Origin of the sequence: Roseomonas sp. CAU 1739, from assembly GCF_039839775.1 — a bacterium.
Taxonomy (GTDB): Bacteria; Pseudomonadota; Alphaproteobacteria; order Acetobacterales; family Acetobacteraceae; genus Neoroseomonas.
In genome coordinates this window covers 72,169-89,142 of the sequence record NZ_JBDOQQ010000022.1, presented here as the reverse complement: position 1 = coordinate 89,142, position 16,974 = coordinate 72,169, and the positions used below count along the sequence as shown (strand labels likewise).

15 protein-coding genes and 2 pseudogenes are annotated in these 16,974 nt (G+C 66.2%); 2 read left to right on the top strand and 15 right to left on the bottom strand.

All coding sequences use genetic code 11. The annotated features are described in order from the left end of the window. Positions 1 to 436: 436 nt before the first annotated feature. The 11 genes and pseudogenes from AAFN86_RS26150 to AAFN86_RS26100 all read right to left on the bottom strand — a co-directional run. Positions 437 to 667: pseudogene (locus AAFN86_RS26150) on the bottom strand (transposase); the annotation flags it as partial. Positions 668 to 683: 16 nt separating this feature from the next. Further along, positions 684 to 2,078, bottom strand: a complete 1,395-nt coding sequence (lpdA, locus tag AAFN86_RS26145; RefSeq protein WP_347546555.1) for a dihydrolipoyl dehydrogenase — start codon at positions 2,076 to 2,078, stop codon at positions 684 to 686. Position 2,079: 1 nt separating this feature from the next. Beyond that, positions 2,080 to 3,369 (bottom strand): dihydrolipoamide acetyltransferase family protein, encoded by a 1,290-nt coding sequence (locus tag AAFN86_RS26140; RefSeq protein WP_347546554.1) that lies wholly within the window; start codon positions 3,367 to 3,369, stop codon positions 2,080 to 2,082. Then, positions 3,335 to 4,348 carry an alpha-ketoacid dehydrogenase subunit beta gene (locus tag AAFN86_RS26135; RefSeq protein WP_347546553.1) on the bottom strand — a complete coding sequence of 338 codons (1,014 nt, stop codon included), beginning with the start codon at positions 4,346 to 4,348 and terminating at the stop codon, positions 3,335 to 3,337. The genes AAFN86_RS26140 and AAFN86_RS26135 overlap by 35 nt, the downstream gene beginning before the upstream one ends. A gap of 3 nt (positions 4,349 to 4,351) precedes the next feature. Next, positions 4,352 to 5,632: a 3-methyl-2-oxobutanoate dehydrogenase (2-methylpropanoyl-transferring) subunit alpha gene (locus AAFN86_RS26130; protein WP_347546552.1), complete on the bottom strand. Its 1,281-nt coding sequence runs from the start codon at positions 5,630 to 5,632 to the stop codon at positions 4,352 to 4,354. A gap of 603 nt (positions 5,633 to 6,235) precedes the next feature. Then, a complete protein-coding gene (locus tag AAFN86_RS26125; protein WP_347546551.1) occupies positions 6,236 to 6,904 on the bottom strand; it encodes an amino acid ABC transporter permease in 669 nt (222 codons plus the stop codon). Positions 6,905 to 6,908: 4 nt separating this feature from the next. Continuing rightward, entirely contained in the window at positions 6,909 to 8,504 is a 1,596-nt protein-coding gene (locus AAFN86_RS26120; RefSeq protein WP_347546556.1) for a class I adenylate-forming enzyme family protein, read from the bottom strand. Between the two features lie 62 nt (positions 8,505 to 8,566). Next, positions 8,567 to 8,977: an OB-fold domain-containing protein gene (locus AAFN86_RS26115; RefSeq protein WP_347546550.1), complete on the bottom strand. Its 411-nt coding sequence runs from the start codon at positions 8,975 to 8,977 to the stop codon at positions 8,567 to 8,569. Beyond that, positions 8,974 to 10,122 carry a thiolase family protein gene (locus tag AAFN86_RS26110; RefSeq protein ID WP_347546549.1) on the bottom strand — a complete coding sequence of 383 codons (1,149 nt, stop codon included), beginning with the start codon at positions 10,120 to 10,122 and terminating at the stop codon, positions 8,974 to 8,976. Before AAFN86_RS26110 ends, AAFN86_RS26115 begins: the two co-directional genes overlap by 4 nt. Beyond that, entirely contained in the window at positions 10,122 to 10,988 is an 867-nt protein-coding gene (locus tag AAFN86_RS26105; protein WP_347546548.1) for a transporter substrate-binding domain-containing protein, read from the bottom strand. The genes AAFN86_RS26110 and AAFN86_RS26105 overlap by 1 nt, the downstream gene beginning before the upstream one ends. A 26-nt stretch (positions 10,989 to 11,014) precedes the next feature. Further along, on the bottom strand, positions 11,015 to 12,436 hold the full coding sequence (locus AAFN86_RS26100; RefSeq protein ID WP_347546547.1) for an MmgE/PrpD family protein: 1,422 nt from the start codon (positions 12,434 to 12,436) through the stop codon (positions 11,015 to 11,017). Positions 12,437 to 12,576: 140 nt separating this feature from the next. On the opposite strand from AAFN86_RS26100, the gene AAFN86_RS26095 reads away from it, so the two are divergent. Continuing rightward, positions 12,577 to 13,362 (top strand): GntR family transcriptional regulator, encoded by a 786-nt coding sequence (locus tag AAFN86_RS26095; RefSeq protein WP_347546546.1) that lies wholly within the window; start codon positions 12,577 to 12,579, stop codon positions 13,360 to 13,362. Positions 13,363 to 13,365: 3 nt separating this feature from the next. Here AAFN86_RS26095 and AAFN86_RS26090 read toward each other — a convergent pair whose 3' ends face one another. Beyond that, positions 13,366 to 14,052 (bottom strand): RraA family protein, encoded by a 687-nt coding sequence (locus AAFN86_RS26090; protein ID WP_347546545.1) that lies wholly within the window; start codon positions 14,050 to 14,052, stop codon positions 13,366 to 13,368. Here AAFN86_RS26090 and AAFN86_RS26085 point away from each other — a divergent pair. Continuing rightward, entirely contained in the window at positions 14,013 to 15,122 is a 1,110-nt protein-coding gene (locus tag AAFN86_RS26085; protein ID WP_347546544.1) for a tripartite tricarboxylate transporter substrate binding protein, read from the top strand. The two genes, AAFN86_RS26090 and AAFN86_RS26085, sit on opposite strands and share 40 nt — an antisense overlap. A gap of 387 nt (positions 15,123 to 15,509) precedes the next feature. Here AAFN86_RS26085 and AAFN86_RS26080 read toward each other — a convergent pair whose 3' ends face one another. The 3 genes and pseudogenes from AAFN86_RS26080 to AAFN86_RS26070 all read right to left on the bottom strand — a co-directional run bounded on the left by AAFN86_RS26080 (position 15,510) and on the right by AAFN86_RS26070 (position 16,852). Continuing rightward, positions 15,510 to 16,106 carry a DUF5681 domain-containing protein gene (locus AAFN86_RS26080; RefSeq protein WP_347546543.1) on the bottom strand — a complete coding sequence of 199 codons (597 nt, stop codon included), beginning with the start codon at positions 16,104 to 16,106 and terminating at the stop codon, positions 15,510 to 15,512. After that, a pseudogene (locus tag AAFN86_RS26075) lies at positions 16,094 to 16,240 on the bottom strand (recombinase family protein); the annotation flags it as partial. The gene AAFN86_RS26080 and the pseudogene AAFN86_RS26075, both read right to left, overlap by 13 nt. A gap of 54 nt (positions 16,241 to 16,294) precedes the next feature. Then, complete coding sequence (locus AAFN86_RS26070) at positions 16,295 to 16,852, bottom strand: DsbA family protein (protein WP_347546542.1); 558 nt, start codon at positions 16,850 to 16,852, stop codon at positions 16,295 to 16,297. Between the last annotated feature and the right edge of the window lie 122 nt (positions 16,853 to 16,974).

The window sequence follows — 16,974 nt, the reverse complement described above, 5'->3', positions numbered from 1 at the left end:
CGATGCTTCGTCATAGCTTCCATCCTTCGGAAGCCCAGCAAGGCCCGTCAATTTCAATCGCTCAATCTGTCCACCCCAAGGGGCGCACTCCACAGCGGGGTCCTTGTTCCACGCCTATCCACACGTATGACGCTTCTTCGGCATCCCTGCCTCCTTCCAAGGAGGCCAACTCTCTGACCAAAGCTGGATTCCCTTCAGGGGGGCAGGTCACCGATCGGGATGGACGCCGCCCTGCTGCCGCGGTTGCAGCGCGACGTATTGGCGGCGCTGAACGGTCCGGAGATGCGCGCGCCTCGCCGCCGCCGGCCTGAAGCCCGCCATCAGCACACCGAAGCAGTTGGTCGCGCTGATCCGCAGCGAACTCGACCGCTGGGGTCCGGTGGTTCGCGCCGCCGATGCGCGGGCGGAATAGGGAGTTGGGGGAAACGACCCAGGTTCAACTGGTCATTGCAACACCTGTTTCCGCCAAGAGAGGCACTTCATCAAGGGTCTCCGCCGGCGTTCTCCAGTGAAGCGTTCTCCGCGGCCTTCCATTGATCGCCGCAGCCACCGCAGCGAGATCATCAGCGCTGCGCGCGCCCAGGCCCGTTCCTTTCGGGAAGTACGGCCGCAGCAGCCCGTTCGTGTTCTCGTTTGTGCCGCGCTGCCACGGACCGTGCGGGTCGCAGGATGCGGAGCGACGCTCACATATGCAGGGCATGGCCGAGCGCCTTGCGTGCCGCCTCCTGTATCGCCTCGCCCTGGGTGGGGTGCGCGTAGATGGTGCCTGCAATGTCCTCCAACCGCGCACCCATCTCCAACGCCAAGCCGAAAGCGGCGGCGAGTTCGGAGACACCATGACCGACGGCCTGGAGGCCCAGCACCAGATTGTTGTCAGCCCTGGCGACGACGCGGACGAAGCCGTCCTCGGCATTCTTCGTCATCGCCCGACCATTTGCGGAAAAGGGGAAATGGCCAAGCCTGATCTCCCAGCCTGCCTGGTGCGCCTCCGCTGGTGAGATTCCGACCGTGACGATTTCGGGGGTGGTGAAGCAGATGTCGGGAATGGCCACCTTGTCGAAGACGCGGCGTTCGCCGGCGATGATCTCGGCCACCATCTCGCCCTGCGCCATGGCGCGATGCGCCAGCATCGGCTCGCCCGTGACATCGCCAACGGCCCAGACATTGCGCATGGACGTGGCGCAGCGCTCGTCGATGTGGATGAACGGACCATTCATCGCCAGGTCCAGCCGTTCCAGCCCGAAGCTCTGCGTGCAAGGCCGGCGACCCACGGCGACTAGAATCGCATCGGACAGGATCGTCCGTTCCGCACCATCCGCGGCCCTTACCAGCAGCGCCTCACCATCTGCCGCCAGGCCGCGCGCTTCGGCATCGGTCAGCACCGTGATGCCCAGGGCCTCCATCCGGCGGACAACAGGACGCGTCAGCTCGGTGTCGTAGCGCGGAAGGACGCGATCGGCCGCCTCCACCACGGTGACTTCGGCGCCGAGCGTGCCGAAGGCCATGCCGAGTTCCAGCCCGATATAGCCGGCACCCACCACGACCAAGCGTGCCGGCACCTGCGGCAGCGACAGCGCCTCGGTCGAGGAGATCACACGGCCGCCGAAGGGGAGAAACGGCAGCTCCACCGGCTCGGAACCGGTCGCCAGCAGCACATGCTCGGCGCGGATGGTCTGCGGCCCGATGTCTGTCTCCACGCGGCAGGTCTTGCCGTCGAGCATCGTGGCCGGACCGTGTACGGTCCTGATGCGGTTCTTCTTCAGCAGCGCGGCGACGCCCGCGTTCAGCCGGCTGACGATGCCGTCCTTCCATTCGACGGCGCGGGCGAAGTCCAGCGTCGGGCGGCCGACCTCCAGACCGAAGGGGGAGGCGCGGGCATGCTCCATCGCGTGCCCGAAGGTATCCGCCACGTGGATAAGCGCCTTCGACGGAATGCAGCCGATGTTGAGGCAGGTGCCGCCAAGTCGGCTCCGCTCCACCAGCACGGTATCGCAGCCAAGCTGACCGGCACGAATCGCTGCGGTATACCCGCCGGGCCCACCGCCGACGACGAGAAGCTTGGCCGTCATGTCACCCATGTCAGGCCTCCATGAAGATCATCGCGGGTGTCTCGAGCAGCGCCTTGATCTGTTGGATGAAAGCAGCTGCGTCGTAGCCGTCGATGACACGATGGTCGAAGGAGGAGGAGAGGTTCATCATCATGCGCGGCACGACCCCGCCGTCCCGCCAGACCGGGCGCACCGCCAACTTGTTGACACCGATGATGGCCACCTCCGGCCGGTTGATCACCGGCGTGCTGACGATGCCGCCCAACGCACCGAGACTAGTGATGGTGATGGTCGATCCGCTTAGCTCTTCGCGCGTCGCCAGGCCTCCCCGCGCAGCCTCCGCCAGGCGCTTCACCTCGGCCGCGCAGTCCCACAGGTCGCGCACTTCGGCATGGCGCACCACCGGAACCATCAGGCCGGACGGGGTCTGGGTGGCGATGCCGATATGCACGCCGCCATGCCGCCGGATGACCTCCGCCTCGTCGTCGTACAGTGCATTCATCTGCGGGAAATCGGCCACCGCCTTGACGATCGCCTGCATCAGGAAGGGCAGGAGCGTCAGCTTCACCCGGCTGCGTCCGGCGACACCCGCATTGAGCGTGCTGCGCAGTTCCTCCAGCGCCGTCAGGTCGACCTCCTCGACATAGGAGAAGTGGGCGATCCGGCGCGTCGCCTCGGCCATCCTCTCCGCGATGCGGCGGCGCAAACCGACGACCCTGAACTCTTCGACATGGGTGTTGGCGACGCGCCCTCCCAACGCCGTCGCGGGCCCGCCGTCGCGCAGGTAGTCGTCGACATCCTCATGAAGGATGCGACCGGCTGGACCGCTGCCGCGCAACTGGCGGAGATCGACGCCCGCGTCCCGTGCCCGCTTGCGCACGGCCGGAGAGGCGATCGGCTTCTCACCCGGGGCGCGTGGCGGACCGACCAGTCGTGCGGCAGGGGCCATCGGTCGCGGCGCCGGTAGTGTGGCCGGCTGTGCCACCGCGGCGAGCGGTGGCGCTGGTCTTGTCGCCAACGCGGGCGCGGTGTCGTCAGACTCGCCTTGCACGTCGAGCCTGATGAGTTCAGCGCCGACCGCCAGCATGCTGCCGACTTCACCACCCAATGCGATGACGGTGCCAGCGACGGGTGAGGGAATTTCCACGGTTGCCTTGTCGGTCATCACCTCGGCGAGCGGCTGATCCTCCCGGACGATGTCGCCGACCTTGACGTGCCAGCCGATCAGTTCAGCCTCGGCAACGCCTTCGCCGATGTCGGGCAGCTTGACAATGCGGGTGCCCATGTCAGCTCTCCAGCACCGCCTGCAGCGCGCGGCCAACGCGAGCCGGGCCGGGGAAGTAGTCCCATTCCTGCGCATGCGGATAAGGCGTATCCCAGCCGGTCACCCGCATGATCGGCGCTTCGAGGTGGTAGAAGCAGCGATCCTGCACCTGCGCCGTAAGTTCGGCGCCGAACCCAGAGGTGCGCGTCGCTTCGTGCAGGATGACGCAGCGCCCGGTCTTGCGGACTGATTGCTCGATCGCTTCGACATCCAGCGGCAGCAGCGTGCGCAGGTCGATGATCTCGGCATCGATGCCGGTCTCCGCCGCCGCCGCTTCCGCCACATGCACCATGGTGCCATAGGCGATGACAGTCACCGCGGCGCCCTCGCGCCGCACTGCGGCTTTGCCGAGCGGCACGGTGTAATGCCCGTCTGGCGTTTCGCCGAGCGGGTGCTGCGACCACGGCACGACCGGCTGGTCGTGATGGCCGTTGAAGGGACCGTTGTACACGCGCTTCGGCTCCAGGAAGATGACGGGGTCGTCGTCCTCGATGGCCGAGATCAGCAGCCCCTTGGCGTCATAGGGGTTCGACGGAATGACGGTCTTCAGGCCGCAGACATGCGTGAACAGGGCTTCCGGGCTCTGGCTGTGGGTCTGGCCGCCGAAGATGCCGCCGCCACAGGGCATGCGCACGACCAGGGGTGCGGTGAACTCGCCGGCCGAGCGGTAGCGCAGCCGCGCCGCTTCCGAGACGATCTGGTCGTAGGCGGGATACATGTAGTCGGCGAACTGGATCTCGGCCACGGGGCGAAGGCCATAGGCCCCCATGCCGACGGCAGCGCCGATAATGCCGGATTCGGAGATCGGCGTGTCGAAGCAACGGGACTTGCCGTACTTGCGCTGCAGCCCCTCGGTGCAGCGGAACACGCCGCCGAAATAGCCGACATCTTCGCCGAGGACGACGACCCGGTCGTCGCGCGCCATCATGATGTCCAGCGCGTCCCGGATGGCCTCCACCATGGTCCTGCGCGGCATGGCTCAGATTCCCATTTCTTGGCGCTGCTCCCGCAGGTGGCGGGGCATCTCCTTGTAGACGCCCTCGAAGATGGTAGCCGTGCTTGGCTTCGGGCCGTCATGCAATGTGCCATGGCTTTCGGCCTCGCGTGCCGCTGCCAGCACCTCCTCGTCGATCTCGGCCCGAAGTTGCGCCTGCCGTTCCTCGCTCCACACGCCCAGCACAATGAGGTGGTTCTTCAGCCGCTCGATGGGATCACCGAGCGGCCAGGCGTCCGACTCCTCCTTCGGCCGGTACTTGGAGGGATCGTCCGAAGTCGAGTGGCCTCCGACGCGATACGTCACCCATTCGATGAGAGTGGGGCCCAGGTTGCTCCGAGCCCGCTCCACCGCCCAGGCGGTCGCTGCATGTACTGCGAGATAGTCATTGCCATCGACCCGCAGCGAGGGAATGCCATAGCCATGCGCCCGTGCGGCAAAAGTTACGTTCTCACCGCCGGCAATCGCCTGATGCGTCGAGATGGCCCACTGGTTGTTGACCACGTTCAGGATCACGGGTGGCCGGTAGACGGAGGCGAAGACCAGCGCTGCATGGAAGTCGCTTTCAGCGGTTGACCCGTCGCCGATCCAGGCCGCAGCGACACGCGTGTCACCACTGATGGCCGAGGCCATCGCCCAGCCCACGGCCTGCACATACTGCGTGCCAAGATTGCCGGAGACGGAGAAGAACCCGGCGTCGCGCACCGAATAGAGGACCGGCAACTGCCTGCCCTTCAAACGGTCGTTCTCGTTGGAGAAGACCTGGCACATCAGATCCACCAGCGGCCAGCCCTGCGCGATGAGCAATCCCTGCTGACGATAGGTCGGGAAGTTCATGTCACCCTTCTCGAGTGCCGTCTGGAACGCGCAGGCGATGGCCTCCTCGCCAGTGCACTGCATGTAAAAGGATGTCTTGCCCTGACGCTGCGCCATCGTCATCCGGGCGTCATAGGCGCGGGTCTTCATCATGGCCCTCAGGCCGCCCTTTAGCCGATCGTGGTCCAGCCCTTCGGCCCAAGGACCAACCGCCTGGCCCCGGCGGTCGAGCACTCGGATGATGGAATAGGCGAGATCGAGGATGTCGTGCGCCGCAACGTCCACCGGCGGGCGTCGGACCCCCCCGGCCTGCGGGATCGTCATCTGGCTGAAATCGGGCTTGCCGCCGGGGCGCACCGGCGGCTCCGGGACGTGGAGCGAAAGCGGCTTTGGATCAGTCATGAAGCGCTCCTCGATTCTGCGCAGCGTTATGCCCAGCCACCGCGCCATGGCCTTCGCATTCGGTCGTCAGGCTACAGCGAGGAAGGCCGGAGGCGGCTCTGATTTTTCGTAGCGCGGCGTCGAGGCTCACCTCCCCGCGGGTACGGCGAATGTCTTGGGTCGGCTTGAATCGGAAGGCTTCGAGCTGATGTAATGGTCGGCAATAAGGAAAACGCGAAGGGTGGTGGGTTTCGCCGGGTCTAGGTTCTGACGGGGCGCGACCGTCGTCGGAAATGGTCGGACGATGACAAGGCGCGGATTGTCACGGAGACGCTCCAGCCTGGAGCGGTGTCCGGCGCCAGCACCCGTGAGACAGAGCAGCAGCGCCGGCCTCCTCGACTCGGCGCTGCCGCTCGGTGAAGCACACGGCGAGTTTGGCCCTCCGCGGGGCGAGTAGACTGCCTGCCCCGGCCTGCTCGTAGGTGTTGGTGACTGGCACGCACCTCGTCAACTGGACTGTACCTCGGGACCGGTTCATCGCCCGGGATCCGGCCCCCATCCTTCCTGTCCGAAAAGCGGCGGCATGGAAGGATCCGCTGCGCGTAAGGTGAACGTTCTGAGCTTTGAGCAGCTCAAGGAAATGTGCCCCGTCAGCCTCTTCCTGGGGCACCATCAGCGCTTCGCGGCAAGTCGCCTTTCGTACCACTGAACCGCGCGGGTGGCGGGAAACAGAAGGCAAAAATAGACCAGCGCGATGACCGTATAGACCTCAAGCGGCCGATAGGTTTCCGCCGTGATCAACGATCCGTTGTAGAGCAGATCCGGCACCGCGATGGTCGATACCAGCGATGTCGTCTTCAGCTGGATTACCGACTGGTTCATGAAGGGCGGTACCATGCGGCGGATCGCCTGCGGCAGAATGACTTTACGCATCATGGACCAGGGCCGCAGGCCAAGCGCCCGCGCTGCCTCCCACTGGCCCTTCTCGATGGAGATGATTCCGCCGCGGAAGATCTCCGAATAAAACGCGCCCACGTAGAAGGAGAGCACCAGGGTCGCGGCCAGTGTGCCCGGAATCTGAACGTCGATCAGCACCGGCAGCGCATAGTAGAACCACACCAATTGCACTAGCGGCGGTGTGCAGCGGAACACTTCCGTCAGCAGGATCAGCGGTGCGTTCACGATCCGCAGCCGCGACAGACGCGCCATGCCGATCGCGAGGCCAATGATCAGCCCCAGCACGATCGTCCCCAGGGTGAAGGCTAGCGTCACCATGATGCCGTGGCCGAGCAGCGGCAAATAGTTTAGGAGCAGCTCGAAATTCCACTGATACGCCATCATGCGCTCACCGCCATACGCCCTCGGCTAGGTCAAAGCTGTCGCGGCGCAGATCGGCACCCGGCGGGCGCAGTTGCTGCTTGGCGATCTTACCCGATGGCGTCTTCGGAAGTTCAGGCAGGTAGGCGATGTAGCGCGGCAGCTTGAAGCGGGCCAGACGGTCGCGGCAGAAGACCAGGATCTCAATAGGCGGCAGGTCGCTGGGCGAGAGACCGGCGCGCAAAGTCAGGCAGACTTTCACCTCCTCACCACGCAGCGCATCGGGCACCGGGATGGCCGCGGCCTCGACGATGCCGGGCATTGTACAGAGCACGTTTTCGACCTCGATCGCCGAGACATTCTCGCCGCTACGGCGGATCACGTCCTTGATGCGGCCGAGCACGGTGTGAAAACCGTAGGCATCGCGCCGGAACAGGTCGCCCGTGCGGAACCATTTGCCGCGGAAGGCGTCGGCGTTCGCCGCGTCGTTGCGGTAGTAGCCCTTCATGACGCCGGCGCCAGCAATCCAAAGCTCACCGATTTCGCCGGCCGGCGTGTCCTGTCCGTCGGCATCGACGATGCGCAAATTGCGGAACGGCACTGGCAGGCCGCAGGCGCCGCTGCCGCCCATCCAATCCACGGCGACGGGCATGGCAATCGCGGCGCCGGTTTCGGTCAGCCCGTACATCTCCCGGACCGAGGCGTCGTTCAGCCGTGCTTCAAGCGCCGCGTGCAATTCGCGCGGCATAGCCATGGTGCCAGCCCAGGTCAGGGCCAGTTGTGCACGGCGTGGATCCGGATCCTGCTTGGCCAGAGCCGGGGTGACGGAGCAGAACTGGATGCGGTGCGTTATTAGTCGGTCCATTAGCCGCGCTAGGCTCTGCTGCCCGGCGACGAAGGCGGTGGCCCCAAGATAAAGCGCCATCAGGAAGCGCCACTGTCCGCCCATGTAGTGGAAGGGCATGTCGATCAGCATGCGCTCGACCGGCGGGCCCTGGACGGAGCGTATGCGGCCGATCGTGACCCAGTAGCGATGGGTCAGCATGCAACCCTTCGGCGCGCCGGAGGAGCCCGAGGTGAACTGCAAGGTCATCAACTCATCCGGCTCGACCGCCGGCAGCGCCGGGACCGGGCCTGCGGCCGCCAGCAACGCGTGCCATTCGCCGGCGTGGCCGTCCGCGGCACCCGCATGCAACACGATGCGGTCGCGCGGCAGCGGTGGGACGCTGCCATCTTCGCGCGCCTCCAATAGGGGCCGGTGGGCCTGATCGACGACGAGCAGCGCGACCTCACCCTCCCGCAGTACGTGGTCGAGTTCGCGCGCAGTGTAGCGCGTGTTGATCGGCAGCATCACCGCGCCGAGTTTCGCCAGTGCCATCCAGGTGATTGCCAGCGCCGGGACGCTGGGCAGCATCAGCCCGACATGCGTGCCACGCCGCACGCCCAGCGCGTGCAGCGCCGCGGTGCAGCGGCCGACCTCGGCGGCGAAGGCGGTGTAGGTCAGCGTTTCGCCGCCATCGACCGGGACCCAGAGCGGGCGGTCGGCGTAGCGCGCGACGGCTGCATCGAACAGGGCACCGATGTTCGGCGGCAGAGCTTCCGCTTCGACGGCGGCGCGATGCACTGCGAGGGCGTCGAGCACCTCGGCCGGGCGGCATGCCGAGGCCGGCAATGCGAAGGGCTGGATCACGCGGGTTCGAAGGTTGGCAAGGGGTAGCGCCCGGCTTCCCGCGGCGGCACCAGACGCACCGGCATGCCCGTATGCACCTCACCCGAGGTGATGACGCGGGCGATCATCAGGCTGCCCTCAGCCAGGGCGATTTCCGCCAGCACGATGGGGGCATCTGCCCGGAACACCGGCGGGAGTCCACGATGGATGCGGCTGTAGGAGACGATGCGCCCGGTGCCGGATACGCGCGTCCAGACCAGCCGCATCGCATGGCAATGCGGGCACATCGGGCGTGGATAGAACACCGTTCGGTCGCAGACCTCGCAGCGCTGCAGGGCGAGCGCGCCTTCATCTCGCCAAGCCGCCAGCATCGGCGCGTTGATCGGTGATTCCTGCGGCTGCGGCAGGTCGGCGGCCAGGGTTGTCACGCGCCCTCCAGGATCATCGCGGTGGCGGACAGGCCGTGGCCGTAGGCGACCATGCCATAGCCCGAAACCAGTGCACGCCGCGATTTGGGCACCTGGCGTGGTCCACCTTCGCGGCGCAGCTGCCGCACCGCCTCGGTGATGCCGATCATGCCGCCACCACCGCCGGTCTGGCCGCAGGAGAGTTGGCCGCCGCCGGTATTGAGCGGGAAGTCGCCATCCCAGGTCATCCGATGCGCCGCGAGGAAGGGGCCGATCTCGCCCTTGGGGCAGAAGCCGAGGTCTTCGAGTTGGATCGCCACCATGATGGGGTAGTCGTCATAGGCTTCCACCAAGTCGATCTCCGCGGGGCCGGTGCCGGCTTCGGCATAGAGCGCATCGCGGAAGGTTTCCCAGCCGCCGCGCAGCGGTGCGACCTCACCCACCGGGTGGTTGTGGCGTTCGCGGCCGGCGCGCAAATGCACGCGCTTGCCGGCGGGCAGGCGGTCGAGGGGGCCGACCAGGATCGCCTCGGCACCGGAACAGGGCATCACGCAGTCGAACAGGCCAAGGGGGTCGGCGATGACGGGCGCGTTCAGGTAGTCGTGGATGCTCATCGGCCCGCGCAGCAGCGCGTTGTCGTTGTCCCGCGCATTGCTGCGCTGATCCACCGCGATGCGGCCGAGTTGCGCGCGCGTGGTGCCGTAGGTGTCCATGTGCTTGCGCTGGACGATGCCGAACAGGCCGTTCATGCCGCCAAAACCATGCGGCGCCAGCCAGTCGCCGACCGCGTTGTTGAAGCGCGAAACACGGTCGCGGAAATAGGTGCTGTCCTGCGCGGCACCGGCCAAGCACAGCACATGCGTGGCGCGACCTACCTCCACCGCGCGCACCGCGTCCAGCACATTCACCACCGCGCCGGCACCACCGGCGTTGGACACGCTGGCCCAGGTGATGGACAGGCCGAATTGTTCGGCTGTGGTCACCGCATTGTCCGGCTGGATCGTCGTGGAACTGGTGGACAGCCCGTCCACCACATCCCAGCCAAGACCGGCACTGCTCAGCGCCGCCTGGGCGGCATCGACGAAATAGGAGAGCTCGGCCCGAGGCGCGCCCTTTTCATAGGCGGAGCTGCCGTAGCCGATGATCCCGATATCGCTGGAGGCCATCAGAATTCGAGGTCTGCGGGCAGGTCGGACTGCTCGATACCCATGTCGCCGAGCGAGGCCAGGATCCATTCGCGCACCTGGCCGGTGCCACGGTTGAAGTCGACCCAGGCGTTGATGAACTGGCGGAAGCGGCCATCGCGATCGTATTGGATGGCCGCGGTGGTGGTGGTGCGCACCATTGGCGTCGGCATGATGAACTCGCCGAGATTCGGGTTTTGCTTGCGCGCCGCGAGGCCGAGGAAGACCGAACAGGCAAACACATCCGACCGCCCGCTGGCGACCGAGAGCACACATTCGGGTGAGGTCCGGTAGCCGACATGCGTCGCGCGCGGCGCGAAGCGGCGGACGATGGTTTCGCGCGAGGTGCCGAGGTCGAAGGCGATCTTCACCTCGGGCTTGTTGAGATCCGCCCAGGTGCGTGGCGAGAAGCCGCGCTTGGCCACCAGCGAGGAAATGTTGAAGAACATCGCATTCGGGAAATCGATGACCAGCGCGCGCCGCGCAGTCGGGTTCAACCCGAAGGCCATGTCGATCTTGTTGGATTGCAGGTCGAGCACCGAATTGCCCCACGTGCTTTCCAGCAATTCCAGTTCGACGCCCAACTGCTCCGCGATGTCGCGCGCCATGGAGAGGCAGAAGCCGGTCCATTGGCCGGTTTGCAGGTTTTTTCGGAAATAGGGCTCCTGGTTCGCCACCACGGCGATGCGCAGTCTCCTTGACGCCAGGATGCGTTCCAGCGTGGACGGGCCGGTGGGGTTCGGTGCCACCGGAATCGGCGCGGGAGCCTGGGCGATGGCCGGCGCGCCCTGCACCAGCAGCGCGCTCCCGAGGCCGAGCGTTCCATAGATCTGACGACGGTTCAGCATCTTCGTGGTCTCCGACAACGCGTTCGCTAGTTGCGCAGGCCCTGGGTGATCGCGGCCATCAGCGGCGCCACGTCGGTCGCGCGGTCCAGCCCGTTGACCAGCGCGATCACTTGGTTTGCCGCCTCCGGGGTGATGGCGACATGGGCCAGGTCGCGGAACTTGGTTTCCACTTCCGCCTGGGTCATCGGCGCTTCCGGCTCCCCCTTGGGATAGGGCACGAGGCGGGAGAAGTCGCGGCCGTCGCGCAGGGCCACCTGCACCTCGGCCGGCCATTCACGCGGGAAGGCGGCGGACATGACGGCATCGGCCTCGATCCGCACCTGGCCAGCGAACGCCTGCAAACTGGTGTCGGCCAGCAGGTCTTCGGTAAAGTCATGTTCGGCCAGGGCGCCCTTGCGCGCGGCGACGGCCAGGCTGAAGGGGATGCTCATCTTGGCATCGAACAAGGTGTGCGGCTGCACGCGATGCGGCCGGTTGGTCACGGCGATGTCGTAGGTGCGTACTGTGATGCCGGCGATGTCCCCAGCCACGACGGATTCGGCCTGCATGATGTCGAGCAGGCCATCGATCGCTGCGTGGTTGTAGCGGCAGCAGGAATAGGGTTTCAGGCTGGTGCGAGCGACTTCCCACACCTTTCCCAGGTCAGCGGTAACGCGGGAGATGTCGTATTCATCGGCAAAGGATTCACAGAAACCCTTGCGCTGTTCGAAGATGTTGCGGCTGCCGGTGAAGCCGCGTTCGGCCAGCAGGGCGGATACGATGCCGGTGCCGGCGGCATGGCCAGGGCAGAGGCGTTTGCCCATGTCACCCTCGCCATAGATGCTGCTGTTCAGCCCGCCTGCCTGAATGCCGGCGAGGCCGAGCGCATCCGCCAGCCGGTCCGCATCAAGTCCCAGCAGATGCGCCGTGGCTGCGGCGGCGCCGAAGGTGCCGCAGGTACCCATACTGAGGAAGCCGCGGCGCCAATGCGACGGCTGCACCGCATTGGCCACGCGCAGGCAGGCCTCGTAGCCCACGACGACGGACATCAGGAAATCCAGGCCGCTGGCCCCGCCCCGTTCGGCCATCGCCAGCGCCGCCGGGATGACCGGGGAGCCGACGTGGGTGATGGAATCCCGGTGCGTGTCGTCCAACTCGATCACATGCGAAGAAACGCCATTGAGATAGGCGGCGTTCTGGCAGGATGTGCGAAAGCGGAAGCCGATCGCGGTGCAGTCGGGCGTGCCGCCCAGCGCTTCCATCACGCCCGCGGCCATCGCCACTTCCGGCGTCCGCATCGCGCCCAGCATGCAGCCAAGGAGGTCCAGCACCATGACCTTGGCCGCGTCGATCGCCGCGACCGGGACCGCCTCCGGCACCAGGCCGGCCAGGAAGGCCGCCAGTTCGCGCGTTGGGCCCGGCGAGTGCTCGGGCGTCGTCGCGGCGGTGGTAGGCACCTGTTGCAGCACGCGATGGCTCCTCAAACAGCGGTGGTGGTGGTCTTGGCCTTCCACGAAGATACAAACATACGTACAATTGGACAGCAAGAGGTCCGCACCCGCCTCTTCTGCTTGACGCTGGGAGCGAAACATTCGGATTGAGCGCGCGCATGAACGATTTTCAGGGCAACGGAGCCATCACCCGCGATCCGACGCCGGCCTACTACCGGATATTCCAGACCCTCCAACGGCGCATCGCCGGCGGCAGCTATCCCGTGGGCGCGCAATTGCCGACCGAGGACCTGTTGCTGCGGGAATTCGGTGTCAGCCGACACACCGTGCGCGCGGCGGTGCACCAACTGGTCAGCCGGGGCCTGGTGCGGCGCCAGGCGGGCAAGGGCACCTTCGTGCTGGACCCTGAAGCCGAAAGCCCGCACTGGGTCGCACAGTCGCTGGAAGACATGGTGGATCGCGGCTTCCGCGGCCGCATGGAAGACCCGACGCTGGATCTGCTGCCGGCCGACAGCCATCCCGAGATCGCGGGCAAACTGCAACTGGCGCCAGGTTCACGGCTCGCCCGCTTCGGCTGGCTGCGCGCGAGCGAGGCCGGGCCTTACGCCTATGCGCGTATCTATATCGCCGGCGCCTTCGCCGATCGTTTTCCGGAGGATTGGGCGGAGCAGCTTCGCAGCAACCGGTTGCTGCATCTGGTGGAGCGGTATTGCGGCGTGACGGGGTACCGCGCGCGGCAGGTTTCCTCGGCCGAGGCGGCGGATGCGGACCTGGCGCGCCGGTTGCAGGTTCCGGTCGGCACGGCGTTGCTGCGGCTGGAACGCACCTATTTCGCGCGCAACGGCGACGCCCTGGAATACGCCTGCATCCACGGCCGCCCGGATCGCTATCAGCAGACGGTCGAAGTGTTCCGCGCCGCGCCGCGCATCCCGGACGGGGACTAGGCATCAGTGGGCCGCCGACATTTTCTCCCAGGTGCGGATCAGCGTTTCGGCATCGAAGTCAGGGTCGCGGGTCAGGTCGATGATCGCACGCTCACGCGCCAGCAGCGCCGCGACCGCCGCCGGCAAATGCGGCAGCAGGTCGGGCGGGATCGTGTGCGCGCCGTGGCGATCCATGTGCAGCAGCGCGCCAGGTGCGACAGCCAGACCAAAGACCGTGACCGGAACACCGATTTCCACGATATGGGCCTGCGCGCTGCTGACGCGGACATGCCCCGCCAGAATCGGCAGCCCCGTGCCCAGCGCATCCAGGTCGCGCACTGCGCCGTCGGTCAGCACCCCGGACACGCCAAGGCCGCGATGGACGGAAACATTCACCTCCCCCCACAGCGCTCCGGCCCCAGGCTCGGTGCCGATATCCTGCACCACGACGATCGCGGGGCGGGGTGCGGCGGCGACGGCGCGGTAATGCGCGTAGCGGATGTCGCGCAGTGCTGCCTCCGACAGGCGCGGGGCTTCGGAGGTCACGATCCGCATGGTGATCGCATAGCCCGCGACCGGCGCGGCACCAGGTTCGGTCGCGACCGGCCGGCCGCGCGTATACCCCTCGGTGGTCTTGCCCCGCAGCATGTTCAGCGCGTTGGAGATGGTGGGTGTGTCGCAGCGCGACAGGATGTCCAGCGGACCCGTCATTGGGCGAAATCTCCATCGGCGTCGCGCGTGACGGTAGGTCCGTCGTCACGGGGTTGCCAACCGGTCTGTTGGATTTCCAAGAAGGAGTTGCGGCCATGCTGAGACGGACACTTCTATCTGCCAGTGTCACTGGCGCGGGCCTGTGCGCATCCGTGGTCTTCGCGCAGGGCAGGTCCTGGCCGAACCGGCCCATTCGCGTGGTCGTGCCCTATGCGCCCGGTGGCGCGACCGATGCGATGGCCAGACTCGCCGCCCAGAAATTGCAGGAAAAGCTGGGCGTCACGGTGGTCGTCGACAACCGCGCCGGCGCCAACGGGACCATCGGGGCCGATCTCGTTCGGCAAGCGGCGCCCGATGGCTACACGCTGCTCGGTTCCGATGCCACGCATCCGACGTCACGCTTGGTGATGCGCAACGTGCCCTACGATCCGGTCGCGGATTTCGTGTTGATCGCGCGCACGGCGCGGGCGCCGGTGCTGTTGAGCATCGATCCACGCCTGCCGGTGCGCAGTATCGAGGAGATGGTCGCGGCGGTGCGCGCCGCGCCGGATCGCTGGACTTTTGCCGTCAGTTCCATGGGCGCGCCCGCGACTATGGCGAGCATCGAATTCAACCGCCGCTTCGGGACCCAGATGGAGTTGGTGCTGTACCGCGGCGCGGCGCCGGCGGTGGCGGATGTGGTGGGCGGCAGCGTGCCGGCGATCTTTGCCGTGATCCCATCGGTGCTGCCGCTGGTGCGCAGCGGACAGCTCCGCGCGCTGGCCATCGCCGCCACGGAACGGTCGCCTCTGGCGCCGGACATTTTGCCGACGGGGGAACTCGGGCTGCCCGATTTCGAGTTCAATTCCTGGTATGGAGTCTGGGGGCCGCGCGGATTGCCGACGGATATCGCCGAGCAATTGAACCGTGCCCTGACCGAGTCCATGGCCGAGCCGGATATGGTGCGCCAGCTTGCCAGCATGGGCTTCGAGCCAGTGGTACAGAGTGTCGCGGATGCACAGCGATTCATCGAGGCGGATCTGATTCGAAACGCCGCGCTCCTACGCAGCGCGAATTTCGAACCGCAGTAGGGCATGATCGGCGAAGGTGGAGTGGCATGGCTGCGTGAGATCCTGGCCGACCGGGCGACCATCCGACTTATGAGGCGCGCCACACCGCCTGACATCACTATTGACGGCCGCAGCGCCCCCTGATCCGCCAGCAACACGCCGCCGGACCTTTTCGCCAGATGGGCAAGGCCTTCCGTTGGGAAGCCGCATCCGCTGTGTCAAAGCAGCCGCCGACGGTCAGCCGACCGTATTGAAGCTACGCGTGACCAGTTCCCATCGAGTGATTCAGGAGAAAATTTTGTGGGCCATCGCCGTGACCCTAAAACTGGAAACCAGTCCGGCGATGGGGAGAGTTTTCCGACAGTGTTTCTGACCTGAATTGGGAGGGCTGTCGATCGAGAGATCGCCCTACAGGGAGCCGGAAATCGCCTTTGCCGTAGGCGTGCGGATCTTGGCATCGAGGAGTCGAGTGTCCCGCGAAGTCGCTACATCAACGTGGCTATACGTGTGTGCAATCGGCAGCACCCAGCCGTGCTTGGTTGGCGTGTCCTCCGGATCTCCCGGCGGTAGAGGCGGGGGAGGGCGCTCCTTCCTCTGACCTTCGATGATGAGTGCCGCCTCATACAGCTTCTCCATCTCCGCTGTCGTGAGCTTCGAGTAGTCGATCGACGGCGTCGGTGCGGATGTCGCCGACGCGTTGGTCGAGGTGTTCGGTTCCGCCTGCTGGGGGTTGGCGGCGGCGGCCTTTTGCTGCGGCAGGAGAAGGCGGGTAGCCTGAAGGTCGCCGCGTGCAGCCTTGTTCACAAGCTGTTTAGCGATCGCCTTCGCCTTGGTGATCGAGCGTCGCCGGCCACCCTCCGTAACCGGGACCTTCTCGTTTAGCGTCTCCTCGATAAGCGTGGTGATGTTAGCCGACCCAGAAGGGCGCCCCTTCGGATTGCCGCTCTGCCCGGGCTTGAACTGCGTATGCGTCGGCGGACGGCCATAGCCGACCCGCCCATCCACATTCCCTTGCGCTTGGAGGCCGCGATCTTGTCGCGGATGCGCTCACCGGTGACCTCTCGCTCGAACTGCGCGAAGGACAGCAGCATGTTCAGCGTCAGCCGACCCATGCTGGTGGTGGTGTTGAACTGCTGGGTGCGGCATCACGGGCTGCGGTTGCAGCACTGCTGCCGCAGGACAAAGTGGTGGGCCTACCGCAGCATCCGCGTCACCCATGACTCCACGGTATCGCCGCTGCTCATATCCGGCTGCACCAGCCCGTCGATCATGAAGGTGGGGGAGACGTGGATGCCGTTCTGCCGCGCATACTTCGCGTGCCACTTGATCTCGGCCTGAAGTTCCGGGTTGTCGAAGGCCGACGCCAGCCTGACGCCGCTGTACTGCTCGATGCGCGCTATGATCTGGCTTGGCGTCACATCCATGTTCGGGCCGCGGCAGTGCTTCTCGAATTCGAACTCCTCCCGATGATCGCTGACCGCCTGCATCACGCGCTTCGCGTCCTGCTTGCCGCCGTCCAGCGTGGAAGCCGCCAGGATCGCCCGCACGATGACGCCCGAATACATGTGCCAGGGCTGCGACTGCAGGCGCAGCTTCACCGAGATGAGGTCCGCGCCCGCCGTCGCCAGCAACGCGTCCAGCTTGTTGAAGCTGCGCACTGAGTAGGGGCAGGTCGGCTCCAGGAAGATCTCGAGGGTGCGGGGGCCGTGTCCCCAGATCAGCGGATCGGGGCGACGTGCGGGTTCGGTCATGCGGCGGCTCCATCGCGCGCCGTCTGAAGGCTGCGCGTCGCCAGTATTGACGCAGGCGCGCACTTCACCCGCAAGGCCGCCGCCGCACGCTCCGCGCACTGGAGGGACTGGCCGAATATTCC

What these genes read in the sequence shown, in the direction of transcription:
- AAFN86_RS26130 (WP_347546552.1), bottom strand. Translation starts at nt 5,632, where the DNA reads ATGGCGCGGTGGCTGGGCATAACGCTGCGCAGAATCGAGGAGCGCTTC.
- AAFN86_RS26105 (WP_347546548.1), bottom strand. Translation starts at nt 10,988, where the DNA reads ATGCTGAACCGTCGTCAGATCTATGGAACGCTCGGCCTCGGGAGCGCG.
- AAFN86_RS26110 (WP_347546549.1), bottom strand. Translation starts at nt 10,122, where the DNA reads ATGGCCTCCAGCGATATCGGGATCATCGGCTACGGCAGCTCCGCCTAT.
- AAFN86_RS26125 (WP_347546551.1), bottom strand. Translation starts at nt 6,904, where the DNA reads ATGATGGCGTATCAGTGGAATTTCGAGCTGCTCCTAAACTATTTGCCG.
- AAFN86_RS26070 (WP_347546542.1), bottom strand. Translation starts at nt 16,852, where the DNA reads ATGACCGAACCCGCACGTCGCCCCGATCCGCTGATCTGGGGACACGGC.
- lpdA (WP_347546555.1), bottom strand. Translation starts at nt 2,078, where the DNA reads ATGGGTGACATGACGGCCAAGCTTCTCGTCGTCGGCGGTGGGCCCGGC.
- AAFN86_RS26135 (WP_347546553.1), bottom strand. Translation starts at nt 4,348, where the DNA reads ATGCCGCGCAGGACCATGGTGGAGGCCATCCGGGACGCGCTGGACATC.
- AAFN86_RS26095 (WP_347546546.1), top strand. Translation starts at nt 12,577, where the DNA reads ATGAACGATTTTCAGGGCAACGGAGCCATCACCCGCGATCCGACGCCG.
- AAFN86_RS26090 (WP_347546545.1), bottom strand. Translation starts at nt 14,052, where the DNA reads ATGACGGGTCCGCTGGACATCCTGTCGCGCTGCGACACACCCACCATC.